This window comes from Methylobacterium sp. Gmos1 (assembly GCF_053764715.1).
Window position 1 is genome coordinate 355394 of record NZ_JBSNCC010000002.1, and the last position, 14055, is coordinate 369448.

A 14055-nucleotide genomic window follows, 5' to 3' on the forward strand; every position below is an offset into this window, starting at 1 on the left:
GACACGATTATCGCCCGTGGCGACACGGTGTCACGTACGGACAATCCCTCGCTGGACAGCCCGGCCGTCAGCGCGGCGCCACCGGCCAGAACAGGCTGATGAGCAGCGTGCCGACCACGATCACCATGATGGAGAGCGGCAGGCCGAGGCGGGCGTAGTCGCCGAAGCGGTAGCCGCCCGGCCCCATCACCAGGGTGTTGCACTGGTGGCCGATCGGGGTGAGGAAGTCGCAGGCCGCCCCCACCGACACCGCCATCAGGAACGGGTCCGGGTTGAGCCCGAGCTTCTGGGCGAGGCTCGCGCCGATCGGCCCCATCACCAGCACCGTCGCGGCGTTGTTGAGGAACGGCGTCACCGCCATCGCGGCGACGAGCAGGAGGCCGATCGCCACCACCGGCGGTACGCTCTGCATCAGGCCCGACAGGTTGCTGGCGATGAGGTCGGTGCCGCCGGTGGCGCGCACCGCGTCGCTCACCGGGATCAGGGCGCCGAGCAGCACGATCACCGGCCACTCGATCGTCTCGTAGGCCTCGTGCATGGTCATGACCCGCAGGAGCAGCATCAGCACCGCGGCGCCGAAGAACGCCATCGCCACCGGCACGAGGTGGAGCGCGACCAGCGCCATCGCCCCGGCCAGCACCGCGATCGGGATGTAGCTGCGCCGGCTGTGGCCGAGCGCGAGCTTGCGCTCGGCGAGCGGCAGCAGGCCGAACTCGGAAAGCATGTCGGCGAGCCGGTCGGGGGAGGCGCGCAGCACCACCACGTCGCCGGCGCGCAGGCGCACGCTGCCGATGCGCCGGGTGATCGCCGCGCCGGAGCGGCTCACCGCGAGGAGCGCGGTGCCGTGGCGCCCGGCGAGATCGGCGCCAGCCGCCGTGGTGCCGGCGAGCGCCGAGCCGTCCGGGATCACCGCCTCGATCACCGCGACCTCCCCCGCCTCGCCCTGCGTGCCGACGAGGGTGAGCCGGGCCCGCGCCACCAGGCGCTCCAGGTCCTCCGGCTCGCCGTCGAGGAGCAGGACGTCGCCGGCCTGGAGCCGCCAGTCCGGCCCCGGCACGTAGCGGCGGAAGCGTTCGCGGATCACGGTCGCCACCGTCACGTCGCCGTCGCCGAGCGCCTCGAGCTCGCCCACCGTGGCGCCGACGAGGGGCGAGTCGTCCGGAAGGCAGGCCTCGGTGGTGTAGGCCTCGAGCCGGAAGGCGGCGGCGAGCGAGCCCCCGGGCCGCCGGTCCCGCGGCAGCAGCCGGTAGCTCACCGACAGGAAGGCGAGGCCCGCCACCGCGAGGCCGAGACCGACCGGCGTGAAGTCGAACATCCCGAACGGCTCGCCGACGACGTCGGCCCGGACCTTCGCGACGATGATGTTGTTCGACGAGCCGACGAGCGTCACGAGCCCGCCGATCAGCGAGGCGAAGGACATCGGCATCAGGAGCTGCGAGGCCGACGTGCCGGTCTTGCGCCCGAGCTGGAGCGCCACCGGCATCAGGATGGCGAGGGCCCCGATATTCTTGGTGACGATCGACAGACCCATCACCGCGCCGGCCAGCGCCGGCACCTGCTGGCGGGGCTTTCGCAGGTAGGGCAGGAGCGGCCGCATCACGCTCTCGATCACGCCGGAGCGGGATACCGCCGCGGAGATCACCAGCGCGCTCATCACGATGATCACCACGTCGTCGGCGAAGCCGTCGAACGCCTTGGCGGCCGGCACCAGCCCGAGCGCGACGCCGGCGATGAGGGAGAGCAGCGCCACGAGGTCGTAGGGCAGGCGCCCCCAGACGAAGAGCAGGACGGTGACCCCGATGAGGCCGAAGGCGAGGCCCTGGTCGAGGGTCATGCGCGGGGGCTCCGGGCGACGGGTCGGGCGCGGGTCATGCCGGGGCGGTGATCCTGATGCGGGGTATCGGGCCTCCCTAGATTGGGTGGCGGGAGCCGGCGCCCAGGGCGGGGCGGCGAAGAGTTTGCGTCGATCGCCCGCGTCGTGCTCCTCCGACGGCCTCGGCTGCCCGCAGCAGGACCACCGCGACGATCGCCGGCAGGATTCCAGAGAAGCGCGCCCGGACCCGCAGGGACCTACGCGACGGCGTCAGCCACCATGTCCGGATGCCGCCCGATGACCCGCACGTAGGCGATGGCGAAATCCGGCGCTGTCGCCCGCGCCTGCTCCCAGTCGCGCAGCGTTCCGACCGGGACGCAGAAACGGTGGGCGAACTCGGTCTGCGACAGGCCGAGCCCGGTGCGCGTCCTGCGGATCAGGCGTGCGCGCTCGCCACGATCCAGCGCATCGGCGCTCACCTCGAAATCCTCGGCGTCGGCCGGGTCAGCCGGCAGCGCGATAGGCTCGCTCTTCACCCGTGTTGCTCCTTCTCACCGAGATGAAACGGGGCAGGTCACCCCTCCAGACGAACACGCCGGTAAACAGCTTCTCCTCGACGATCCCGACCACTTTGAACCTCTCCTCTGCGTCGACCGCACGAATTTACGGGATACGCAGACGCTCGTCGTCCTCGACGCTCCGGTCGCCCAAGGCCAGGGCCAGCATGTGCTTCCGGCCATCGATCGCGTCCTCGGCGGGGTCGAACCGATCGGCCGTCATGGGTGGGGACTGAACGGAATTCCTGTATGACCTGCGCCGCCGACCGTGCGTGGACGCGCGCGCTCGATTATCCGACTGGATCGTGACGCTGTCAGCGCGGAGGTTTGCCTTTTACTGCGCAAGCGCGCCATCCTCACGGGATCGTGGATCACCTGGCCCCTCTCCCGTACTTTGCAGCGATAACGGGCAAGCCCGGCATCGCCCGGAGCGGAGAGAGCCGCGCCGCCTCCCGATAACGACCAGCCCTGCACCGCCCCGGTGGAGCACCATCATGCACGATACGGTCCACCGGCCCGGCCCGTTCTCGATCGCCGAGTTCGACCGCTTCGTCGAGGCGCAGCGGGACGAGCGCGAGTGGGAACTCGTCGACGGCGAGGTCGTCATGATGACGAACCCGACGGAGAACCACGAGCAGATCGCCGGCAATATCGGCGCGCCGCTGAAGCTCGCGATGGATGCGCAAGGCTGCCGCAGCTACCAGGGCGGGATGCGGGTGCAGCGCGACGAGCACGGGCAGGGCCGCGACAAGCCGAAGCCCGACATCGTCGTGCGCTGCGGGCCGCGGCAGAACCGGACCTTCGTCACCGATCCGATGGTCGTCGTCGAGGTGCTGTCGCCGAGCACCATGGACCGCGACCGCGGGCCCAAGCTCGCCTTCTACAAGTCCCTGCCGACGCTCCGCCACATCGTCCTGGTCTACCAGGATCAGATGCGGGTGGAGCATTATCGGCGCGAGCCGGAGGGCTGGGTGTGCGACGTGCTGACCGCGCCGGACCATACCCTGCGGTTCGAGGCGGTGTGCTTCGAGATCACCCTTGACCGGGTCTATTTCGACGTGCCGGTCCTGCGCCCGATCGCCGGCGGATGACCCGGAGCCTGCCAGACCGGTCGCACGTTGATGCGGATCCCTGCCCGCCCGAGACCCCCGCATGAGCTTCGCCTTCCTCACCCGCGCCTTCGGGCGCGACGCGACCGACGAGGCCGAGGCGCCGGAGGCCGCCCCGGCCCGGGCCTCGCGGCGCGACCGGCGGGCGGGGCGCGCGGACGCGGTGGTGACCGAGGCGCTGGCCCAGAAGGTGCTGCACGCCTTCCTGCAGAACCGCCACCAGACCCTGGTGCCGCTGACCCTGAACCTGCGGGTGCTGGAGCCGGCGCAGCGCGACCTCGTGATCCAGGCGATGGCGGCGGCGTTCCTGGCGCAGGGGCGGCGGCAGGATCCGGCGCCGGTGCGCGACGCGCTCACCCGGATCAGCGCGGCGGAGGCCGAGCGCCAGCGCCTCGACAAGGCACTCGCCGCGCCGCTGGCGCTCGGCGACCTCCTCGACGCGATCCTGGACGCCGATCTCGGCGCCTACGCCTACGTCGCCTCGCTGCTCGCGGTCGATCAGCGCCGCAGGGTCAACCAGCTGTATCTCGCCTATCTCGCCGAGCGGCTGGGGCTGGCCGAGGACGTGGTGTCGAGCCTGCACCGGCGATACCGGGTCTGATACTGCGTCTTTTGCTGCGCCGGATCGGGGCTTCACCTGCCGCCGGCCCGCCGCTACCCTGATGGGATCGTCGCGCCACCGGTCCCGTCTTGTCTCCGAGTCCCATGTCCCGCAGCCGCTCCGGCGCACAGCCCCGCGACGAGATGCCCCCGACGGACGGGCCGTTTCTCGAAGCCTCCGGTTCCCGCACCCGCCCGGCGCCGCTCTCGGCCGATGCGCGGCTGCTCGCGATCGCCGCCGACCACCTGCGCCGGCTCGGCCATCGGCAGGTCACGGTGGTGGGCGTCGCGGCCGAGGCCGGCATGACGCACGCCAACGTTTACCGCTACTTCCCGTCGAAGACCGCGCTCGTCGACGCGGTGGCGGGCCGCTGGCTGCGCGAGGTCGAGGCCGAGCTCGGCGCCATCGCGGACGCGCCCGACCCCGCCGACGACAAGCTCGAGCGCCTGCTTCTGGCGCTGGCCTCGATGCAGCGCGAGGTGCTGGCGCGTGATCCCCACCTGTTCGCAGTCCACCGCGACGCCACGGTCGAGTCGCGGCCGATCGCCCGGCGCCACCGCGGCCGCCTGCGCCAACTGGTCGAGCGGGTGATCGAGGAGGGGATGAATGCCGGCACCTTCTCGCTGCGCGATCGCGAGCGCGGCCTCGCCTTCATCTTCGATACCAGCCACCGCTTCCTGCACCCGGTCTCGATCCAGCTCGACGCCGAGGTGCCTCGCGACCTGATCGAGGCCCGCCTCGGCGCGGTCATCCGGGCGATGCTGCGGATCCTGCGCATCGGAACCCTGTAGAGCCGCTGACAAACTATCCAAAATGTAACGCACGTCTGGCATTTGCGCTAAATATCTGATTTATTGTAGAAATATCGATCGCGTGACGCGCCGTGAGCGCGGCCCTGGCGGCGATGGCACGCCTCGTGCGAGGGGTTCGGGTTGTCGGCCCGGGCTTTTTTCGCCAAAGAGGCACCCGCCGGCGCGGGCTCCTCGCGAGCGGACCCCGGCCCCCGACGGTTCCATCACACCGCGAAGGATCGGTTCTACATGGCACGCAAGAAGATCGCGCTCATCGGCGCTGGACAGATCGGCGGCACGCTCGCGCACCTCGCCGGCCTCAAGGAGCTGGGCGACGTCGTGCTGTTCGACATCGCCGACGGCGTGCCGCAGGGCAAGGGCCTTGACATCGCCGAGTCGGCCCCGGTCGACGGCTTCGATGCCAAGTACTCGGGTGCCAGCGACTACAGCGCGATCGCCGGCGCCGACGTGGTGATCGTCACCGCCGGCGTGCCGCGCAAGCCCGGCATGAGCCGCGACGACCTGATCGGCATCAACCTGAAGGTGATGGAAGCGGTCGGCACCGGCATCAAGACGCATGCCCCGAACGCCTTCGTGATCTGCATCACCAACCCGCTCGACGCGATGGTGTGGGCGCTGCAGAAGTTCTCGGGCCTCGACCCGAAGAAGATCGTCGGCATGGCCGGCGTGCTCGATTCGGCCCGCTTCCGCCACTTCCTGTCGGAGGAGTTCCAGGTCTCGGTCGAGGACGTCACCGCCTTCGTGCTCGGCGGCCACGGCGACGACATGGTGCCGCTGGTGCGCTACTCGACGGTGGCCGGCGTGCCGCTGACCGATCTCGTCAAGCTGGGCTGGACCACCCAGGAGAAGCTCGACGCGATGGTCGAGCGGACCCGTAAAGGCGGCGGCGAGATCGTCAACCTGCTCAAGACCGGCTCGGCCTTCTACGCGCCGGCGGCGTCGGCCATCGCCATGGCCGAGAGCTACCTCAAGGACAAGAAGCGGGTCCTGCCCTGCGCGGCCCACCTCACCGGCCAGTACGGCGTCGACGGCCTGTTCATCGGCGTGCCGATCGTGATCGGCGAGAACGGCGTCGAGCGCATCGTCGAAGTCGAGTTCACGGCCGAGGAGAAGGCGATGTTCGAGAAGTCGGTCAACTCCGTGAAGGGCCTGGTCGAAGCCTGCAAGGGCATCAACGGCGCGCTGGCTTAGCCCGGACCCGGGCGGCGCGGGGACCTCCCCGCGCCGCCTCCCGGACGCCCCGCCTGTCATCAGAAAGCTTGTCGCCCCATGAACATCCACGAGTATCAAGCCAAGGCCGTCCTCAAGGAGTTCGGCCTGCCGGTCTCGAACGGCCGCGCCATCTTCAAGGCCTCCGAGGCCGAGGCCGCCGCCAAGGAGCTGGGTGGCCCGCTCTGGGTCGTGAAGTCCCAGATCCACGCCGGCGGGCGCGGCAAGGGCAAGTTCAAGGAGGCCGAGGCCGGCGAGAAGGGCGGCGTGCGCCTCGCCAAGTCGGTCGAGGAGGTCAAGGCCTTCTCCGAGCAGATGCTCGGCCGCACCCTCGTGACGGTGCAGACCGGCGAGGCCGGCAAGCAGGTCAACCGCCTCTACATCGAGGACGGCTCGGACATCGAGACCGAGTTCTACCTGTCGATGCTCGTCGACCGCGAGACCGGCAAGGTCGCCTTCGTGGTCTCGACCGAGGGCGGCATGGACATCGAGCAGGTCGCCCACGATACCCCCGAGAAGATCATCACCTTCTCGGTCGACCCGGCCACCGGCGTGCTGCCGCATCACGGCCGCGCGGTCGCCAAGGCGCTCGGCCTCACCGGCCCGCTCGCCAAGGAGGCGGAGGATCTCACCACCAAGCTCTACCGGGCGTTCACCGCCAAGGACATGAGCATGCTGGAGATCAACCCGCTCATCGTCACCAAGGACGGGCACCTGAAGTGCCTGGACGCCAAGATCTCGTTCGACTCGAACAGCCTCTACCGTCACCCGGAGATCGTGCAGCTGCGCGACATCACCGAGGAGGACGAGAAGGAGATCGAGGCCTCGAAGTACGACCTGGCCTACATCGCGCTCGACGGCACGATCGGCTGCATGGTGAACGGCGCGGGTCTCGCGATGGCGACCCTCGACATCATCAAGCTCTACGGCGAGGAGCCGGCGAACTTCCTCGACGTCGGCGGCGGCGCCTCGGAGGAGAAGGTCACCGCGGCCTTCAAGATCATCACCGCCGACCCGAACGTGAAGGGCATCCTGGTCAACATCTTCGGCGGCATCATGAAGTGCGACGTGATCGCCAACGGGGTGATCGCGGCCGTCAAGACGGTGGGCCTCCAGGTCCCGCTGGTGGTCCGCCTCGAGGGCACCAACGTCGAGAAGGGCAAGGAGATCATCCGCTCCTCGGGCCTCAACGTGATCCCGGCCGACGACCTCGACGACGCGGCGCAGAAGATCGTCGCGGCGGTGCGCAAGGGCTGAGGGGGGCAGGGCGCCCGGGACGGGCGCCCTTCTCGTGAGTGGGGCCCGTAAAGACCGGGCTCCTCTTCAGCGCAGCTTTCTCAGAGGCGATGCATCGCGCTCGGTCCGCCTGAGCCGCACCGCCCATTCCCGAATGCAGATCTCCGGAGATCGCACGTGTCCATCCTCATCGACAAGAACACCAAGGTCATCTGCCAGGGCTTCACCGGCAAGAACGGGACCTTCCACTCCGAGCAGGCGATCGCCTACGGCACCAAGATGGTCGGCGGTACCTCGCCGGGGAAGGGCGGCGCGACCCATCTCGGCCTGCCGGTGTTCGACACCGTGAAGGAAGCCCGCCACGCCACCGGCGCCGACGCCTCGGTGGTCTACGTGCCGCCGCCGGGCGCCGCCGACGCGATCTGCGAGGCGATCGACGCCGAGATCCCGCTGATCGTCTGCATCACCGAAGGCATCCCGGTCCTCGACATGGTGCGCGTCAAGCGCTCGCTCGAGGGCTCGAAGTCGCGCCTCATCGGCCCGAACTGCCCCGGCATCGTGACGGCCGGCGAGTCGAAGATCGGCATCATGCCGGCCAACATCTTCCGTCCGGGCTCGGTCGGCATCGTGTCGCGCTCCGGCACCCTGACCTACGAGGCGGTGTTCCAGACCACCAACGAGGGCCTCGGCCAGACCACCGCGGTCGGCATCGGCGGCGACCCGGTCAAGGGCACCGAGTTCATCGACATGCTGGAGATGTTCCTGGCCGACGACAAGACCGAGTCGATCGTGATGATCGGCGAGATCGGCGGCTCGGCCGAGGAAGAGGCGGCGCAGTTCATTCGCGACGAGGCCAAGCGCGGCCGCAAGAAGCCGATGGTCGGCTTCATCGCCGGCCGCACCGCCCCTCCCGGCCGCCGCATGGGCCATGCCGGTGCGATCATCTCGGGCGGCAAGGGCGGCGCCGAGGACAAGATCGCCGCGATGGAGGAGGCCGGCATCCGCGTCTCGCCGTCGCCGGCGCGCCTCGGCAAGACCCTGGTCGAGGTCCTGAAGGGCTAAAGCGTTCGTCAGGACGCCAGTGCTCTTCGCCTCGCGCATGGCAGGCGTGGCGTGCGGAATTGCGGTTCCGCACCCACATCGCAAGCAAACGTCAACTCTCTTGAGTTCGTAAGACATCCTGGCGCCCGGACATCCGGGCGCCCCCACCGTCGATGGACCGCCATCCTCCCGCCTCAACCCGCGGCGAGAAGCCGGCCCCCGATCGACCAGCGCGGATAGACAGATCGCCATGGCACGCCAGGACGCGAACGACGCCCTCCTCGGAACCTCGTTCCTCTACGGAGGCAACGCCGACTACATCGAGGAGCTCTACGCGACCTACACCCGGGATCCCAATGCGGTGGACCCCGAGTGGCGCAGCTTCTTCTCCGGCCTGAAGGAGGAGAGCGCGATCGTCGTCAAGAACGCCGAGGGCGCGTCCTGGGCCAAGCCCAACTGGCCGATCGCCGCCAACGGCGAGATCGTCTCGGCGCTCGACGGCAACTGGGCCCAGATCGAGAAGGCGGTCGGCGAGAAGATCAAGGCCAAGCAGGAGGCCAAGGGCCAGCCCGTCGCCCCGGCCGACGTCCAGCAGGCCACCAAGGATTCGGTCCGCGCGATCATGCTGATCCGCGCCTACCGCATGCGCGGCCACCTGCACGCCAAGCTCGATCCGCTGGGCCTCCAGCCGCGCGGCGACCACGAGGAGCTGCACCCGCAGCATTACGGCTTCGCCGAGTCCGACTGGGACCGCCCGATCTTCCTCGACAACGTGCTCGGCCTCGAATTCGGCACCATCCGGGAGATCGTCGCGATCCTGGAGCGGACCTACTGCCAGACGCTGGGCGTCGAGTTCATGCACATCTCCGATCCGGAGGAGAAGGCCTGGATCCAGGAGCGCATCGAGGGCAAGGACAAGGAGATTTCGTTCACCGAGCAGGGCCGGCGCGCGATTCTCAACAAGATGATCGAGGCCGAGGGCTTCGAGAAGTTCCTCGACCTCAAGTACACCGGCACCAAGCGCTTCGGCCTCGACGGCTCCGAGGCGATGATCCCGGCGCTTGAGCAGATCATCAAGCGCGGCGGTGCGCTCGGCGTCACCGACATCGTGCTCGGCATGGCGCATCGCGGCCGCCTCAACGTGCTCGCCAACGTGATGTCGAAGCCCTTCCGGGCGATCTTCCACGAGTTCAAGGGCGGCTCGTCGTCGCCTGCCGAGGTCGAGGGCTCGGGTGACGTGAAGTACCACCTCGGCGCGTCGAGCGACCGGGCCTTCGACGGCAACACCGTCCACCTGTCGCTGACCGCCAACCCCTCGCACCTCGAGATCGTCGATCCGGTGGTGCTCGGCAAGGTGCGCGCCAAGCAGGACCAGCAGGGCGACGAGCAGCGCACCAACGTGCTGCCGCTCCTCATCCACGGCGACGCCGCCTTCGCCGGCCAGGGCGTGGTGGCGGAGTGCTTCGGCCTGTCGGGCCTGAAGGGCCACCGCACCGGCGGCTCGATCCACTTCATCATCAACAACCAGATCGGCTTCACCACCGATCCGCGCTTCTCGCGCTCCTCGCCCTACCCGTCCGACGTGGCGAAGATGGTCGAGGCGCCGATCTTCCACTGCAACGGCGACGACCCCGAGGCCGTCACCTTCGCGGCCAAGATCGCCACCGAGTACCGGCAGAAGTTCCACAAGCCGGTGGTGATCGACATGCTCTGCTACCGCCGCTTCGGCCACAACGAGGGCGACGAGCCCGCGTTCACCCAGCCGAAGATGTACCAGATCATCCGCAAGCACCCCTCGACGCTGGAGACCTACGGCAAGCGGCTGACCGAGAGCGGCGTGCTGAGCCAGAAGGAGCTCGACGACCGCAAGGCCGAGTTCCGCGCCACCCTCGACAGCGAGTTCGACATCGCCACCGGCTACAAGGCCAACAAGGCCGACTGGCTCGATGGCCGCTGGTCGGGCCTGAAGGCGGTGCGCGAGGACGAGGACGACCCGCGCCGCGGCCGCACCGGCGTGCCGGCCGACACCCTGCGGGAGATCGGCAAGGCCATCACCACGGTGCCGCAGGACTTCCACCTGCACCGCACCATCCGGCGCTTCCTCGACAACCGCGCCAAGGCGATCGAGACCGGCGAGGGCCTGGACTGGGCGACCGCCGAGGCCCTGGCCTTCGGCTCGCTGCTGACGGAGGGCCATCGGGTCCGCCTGTCGGGCCAGGACGTCGAGCGCGGCACCTTCTCGCAGCGCCACTCGGTGGTGATCGACCAGGAGAACGAGGAGCGCTATACGCCCCTCAACCACATCAAGGAGGGCCAGAGCCGCTACGAGGTCATCAACTCGATGCTCTCGGAGGAGGCGGTGCTCGGCTTCGAGTACGGCTACACCCTGGCCGAGCCGAACTCCCTGGTGCTGTGGGAGGCGCAGTTCGGCGACTTCGCCAACGGCGCGCAGGTCGTGGTCGACCAGTTCATCTCGTCCGGCGAGCGCAAGTGGCTGCGCATGTCGGGCCTGGTGATGCTGCTGCCGCACGGCTACGAGGGCCAGGGTCCGGAGCATTCCTCCGCCCGCCTGGAGCGCTACCTCCAGATGTGCGCCGAGGACAACATGCAGGTCGCCAACTGCACGACGCCCTCGAACTACTTCCACATCCTGCGCCGCCAGCTGAAGCGGGACTTCCGCAAGCCGCTGGTGCTGATGACCCCGAAGTCGCTGCTGCGCCACAAGCGGGCGGTGTCGCCGCTCTCGGACATCGCCGAGGGCTCGACCTTCCACCGGGTGCTGTGGGACGACGCCGAGAAGGCGCAGGACGGCGTCAAGCTGTCGAAGGACGACAAGGTCCGGCGCGTCGTGCTGTGCTCGGGCAAGGTCTATTACGACCTCTACGAGGAGCGCGAGAAGCGCGGCATCTCCGACGTGTACCTGATGCGCGTCGAGCAGCTCTACCCGTTCCCGCTGAAGTCGCTCGCCACCGAGATCTCGCGCTTCCGCAACGCCGAGGTGGTGTGGTGCCAGGAGGAGCCCAAGAACATGGGCTCGTGGGCCTTCGTCGAGCCCTACCTGGAGTGGGTCCTCAACCAGGCCGGCTCCGCCTCCAAGCGCCCGCGCTACGTCGGCCGCCCGGCCTCGGCCTCGACCGCCGTCGGCCTGATGTCGAAGCACCTCGACCAGCTCCAGGCCTTCCTCAACGAGGCCCTGGCGGTCTGATCCCCCTTCACCGGCGCCCCTCGCGGGGCGCCGCCTGACCTTTCTTTCGGGCGACACTCCCCCGCCCCAACCCTGACGGAAGACATGGCCACCGAAATCCGCGTCCCGACGCTCGGCGAGTCCGTGAGCGAGGCCACGATCGGCCGCTGGTTCAAGAAGCCCGGCGACACCGTGAAGGCCGACGAGCCGCTGGTCGAGCTCGAGACCGACAAGGTCACCCTCGAGGTCAACGCCCCGGCCTCCGGCCAGCTCGGCGACATCGTCGCCAAGGACGGCGAGACGGTCGAGCCCGGCGCGCTCCTCGGCTCGATCGTCGAGGGCGGCGCCTCCGCCGGCAACGGCGCGGCCGCTCCCAAGGCCGAGGCTCCCAAGGAGGCCCCGAAGGCCGCCGCCGAGGCGCCCGCCAAGTCCTCGTCGGCGTCTTACGGCGCCCACGGCGACGCCGCCCCGAAGGGTCATGCCTCCGGCGACAACGGCCCGGCCGTCGCGCGCCTGGCGCACGAATCCGGCGTCGACCCGTCGTCGGTGAAGGGCAGCGGCAAGGACGGCCGCGTCACCAAGGGCGACATGCTCTCGGCGATCTCGTCGAGCGCCTCGGCTCCCGCTCCCGCGCCTGCCCCGCAGGTCGCCCGCGCCCCGTCGGCGCCGGACGATGCCTCCCGCGAGGAGCGGGTGCGCATGACCAAGCTGCGCCAGACCATCGCCCGGCGCCTCAAGGACGCGCAGAACACCGCCGCGATGCTGACGACGTTCAACGACGTCGACATGGGCGCGGTGATGGCCCTGCGCCAGCAGTACAAGGACGTGTTCGAGAAGAAGCACGGCGCTAAGCTCGGCTTCATGGGCTTCTTCACCAAGGCGGTGATCGGCGCCCTGAAGGACGTGCCGGCGGTGAACGCCGAGATCGACGGCCAGGACATCGTCTACAAGAACTACTACCACGTCGGCATCGCGGTCGGCACCGACAAGGGCCTCGTCGTGCCGGTGGTGCGCGACGCCGACCAGCTGTCGATCGCCGGCATCGAGAAGGCCATCACCGGCTTCGGCCGCAAGGCCCGCGACGGCAAGCTGTCGATCGAGGACATGCAGGGCGGCACGTTCACGATCACCAACGGCGGCATCTACGGCTCGCTGATGTCGACCCCGATCCTCAACGCGCCGCAATCGGGCATCCTCGGCATGCACCGCATCGAGGAGCGCCCGGTCGTGCGCAACGGCAAGATCGAGGCGCGGCCGATGATGTACCTCGCCCTGTCCTACGATCACCGCATCGTCGACGGGAAGGAAGCCGTGACCTTCCTGGTGCGGGTCAAGGAGGCCCTGGAGGACCCGGCGCGCCTCGTGCTCGACCTCTGAGGTTCGGCTGAAACCAGCCCCTTCCCCATCCGGGGGAGGGGCCTCCGGGAAGCCTGTGCGACGAGAGTGGCGCGGGTTTCCCCTCTCCCCGCGGGCGGGGAGAGGGCTGCGTCCCCGTCCAGGGGATGCAGCAAGCCCGCAGGGCGGGGGTGAGGGGGTATTTCAGGAAGAGGCTCCTCCGGAAACACCCCCTCACCCTCGCTCCGGCTCCGCCTGCGCTCGTCACGACCCCGACAAGGGGGTCGTGACCCTCTCCCCGCCCGCGGGGAGAGGAGAGAACCCGCGCCTTTTCTTTTCCTCGAACAGACTCACCGCTCGGGGGAGGGTAGGGCCTCTGGCACCAGGGAGCACGACATCATGGACAAGGCTGACAAAGTCCTGGTGGTCACCGGCGGCAGCCGCGGCATCGGTCGGGCGGTCGCCTTGCGGGCGGCGCGGGCCGGCTGGCGGGTCTGCTTCTCCTACGTCGCGGCCAAGGACGCCGCCGAGTCCCTGGTGCGGGAGATCGAGGCGGCCGGCGGCACCGCGCTCGCCGTGCGCAGCGACGTCGCCGTCGAGGCCGACATCCCGGCCCTGTTCAAGGCGGCCGACGGTCTCGGCACGCTCGGCGGCCTCGTCAACAATGCCGGCGTCGTCGACTACGCCGCGCGGGTCGACGAGATGACGTTTGCGCGCCTCAACCGCATGATGACCACCAACGTCATCGGCTCGTTCCTGTGCGCCGGCGAGGCGGTGCGGCGGATGTCGACTCGGCACGGCGGCCAGGGCGGCGTCATCGTCAACCTGTCCTCGGTGGCGGCCCGCCTCGGCGCGCCGGGCCAGTACGTCGACTACGCGGCGTCCAAGGGCGCCATCGACACCTTCACCACCGGGCTCGCCGGCGAGGTCGCCGAGGAGGGGATTCGCGTCACCGGCGTCGCCCCCGGGCTGATCGAGACCGAGATCCATGCCAGCGGCGGCCAGCCCGACCGGCTGGCGCGGTTGAGCCCGCTGGTTCCGATGAAGCGCGCCGGCACCGCCGACGAGGTCGCCGCCGCGGTGATGTGGCTTCTCTCGGACGAGGCCTCCTACGCCACCGGCACGACCCTGACGATCTCGGGCGGCCGCTGACACAAA

Annotated in this window: 12 protein-coding genes; 9 read left to right on the forward strand and 3 right to left on the reverse strand. The window is 69.5% G+C overall.

Going from position 1 to position 14055, the window contains the following annotated elements; translation table 11 throughout:
* Nucleotides 1-67: 67 nt before the first annotated feature.
* The 3 genes from ACS5PV_RS04775 to ACS5PV_RS04785 all read right to left on the reverse strand — a co-directional run bounded on the left by ACS5PV_RS04775 (nt 68) and on the right by ACS5PV_RS04785 (nt 2443).
* Nucleotides 68-1834: an SLC13 family permease gene (locus ACS5PV_RS04775; RefSeq protein ID WP_455394221.1), complete on the reverse strand. Its 1767-nt coding sequence runs from the start codon at nt 1832-1834 to the stop codon at nt 68-70.
* Nucleotides 1835-2070: 236 nt separating this feature from the next.
* Nucleotides 2071-2349 carry a helix-turn-helix domain-containing protein gene (locus tag ACS5PV_RS04780; protein WP_455394222.1) on the reverse strand — a complete coding sequence of 93 codons (279 nt, stop codon included), beginning with the start codon at nt 2347-2349 and terminating at the stop codon, nt 2071-2073.
* Entirely contained in the window at nt 2318-2443 is a 126-nt protein-coding gene (locus ACS5PV_RS04785) for a hypothetical protein (protein ID WP_455394223.1), read from the reverse strand. Before ACS5PV_RS04785 ends, ACS5PV_RS04780 begins: the two co-directional genes overlap by 32 nt.
* Nucleotides 2444-2864: 421 nt before the next feature.
* On the opposite strand from ACS5PV_RS04785, the gene ACS5PV_RS04790 reads away from it, so the two are divergent.
* From ACS5PV_RS04790 to ACS5PV_RS04830, 9 genes are all read left to right on the forward strand, one after another.
* On the forward strand, nt 2865-3461 hold the full coding sequence (locus ACS5PV_RS04790) for a Uma2 family endonuclease (protein WP_455394224.1): 597 nt from the start codon (nt 2865-2867) through the stop codon (nt 3459-3461).
* A 61-nt stretch (nt 3462-3522) separates the two neighbouring features.
* On the forward strand, nt 3523-4080 hold the full coding sequence (locus ACS5PV_RS04795; protein ID WP_455394225.1) for a DUF533 domain-containing protein: 558 nt from the start codon (nt 3523-3525) through the stop codon (nt 4078-4080).
* A gap of 143 nt (nt 4081-4223) precedes the next feature.
* Entirely contained in the window at nt 4224-4871 is a 648-nt protein-coding gene (locus ACS5PV_RS04800) for a TetR/AcrR family transcriptional regulator (protein ID WP_455394456.1), read from the forward strand.
* Nucleotides 4872-5120: 249 nt separating this feature from the next.
* Nucleotides 5121-6083 carry a malate dehydrogenase gene (gene mdh, locus ACS5PV_RS04805; protein ID WP_455394226.1) on the forward strand — a complete coding sequence of 321 codons (963 nt, stop codon included), beginning with the start codon at nt 5121-5123 and terminating at the stop codon, nt 6081-6083.
* Between the two features lie 78 nt (nt 6084-6161).
* On the forward strand, nt 6162-7358 hold the full coding sequence (gene sucC / locus ACS5PV_RS04810) for an ADP-forming succinate--CoA ligase subunit beta (RefSeq protein ID WP_203156454.1): 1197 nt from the start codon (nt 6162-6164) through the stop codon (nt 7356-7358).
* Between the two features lie 156 nt (nt 7359-7514).
* Entirely contained in the window at nt 7515-8399 is an 885-nt protein-coding gene (gene sucD / locus ACS5PV_RS04815; protein WP_048434186.1) for a succinate--CoA ligase subunit alpha, read from the forward strand.
* Between the two features lie 229 nt (nt 8400-8628).
* Nucleotides 8629-11583: a 2-oxoglutarate dehydrogenase E1 component gene (locus tag ACS5PV_RS04820; protein WP_455394227.1), complete on the forward strand. Its 2955-nt coding sequence runs from the start codon at nt 8629-8631 to the stop codon at nt 11581-11583.
* An 84-nt stretch (nt 11584-11667) separates the two neighbouring features.
* The gene (gene odhB, locus ACS5PV_RS04825; protein WP_455394228.1) at nt 11668-12939 is read left to right on the forward strand and encodes a 2-oxoglutarate dehydrogenase complex dihydrolipoyllysine-residue succinyltransferase; all 1272 of its coding nucleotides are present in this window, start codon (nt 11668-11670) and stop codon (nt 12937-12939) included.
* A gap of 357 nt (nt 12940-13296) precedes the next feature.
* A complete protein-coding gene (locus tag ACS5PV_RS04830) occupies nt 13297-14049 on the forward strand; it encodes an SDR family oxidoreductase (protein WP_455394229.1) in 753 nt (250 codons plus the stop codon).
* Nucleotides 14050-14055 lie beyond the last annotated feature (6 nt).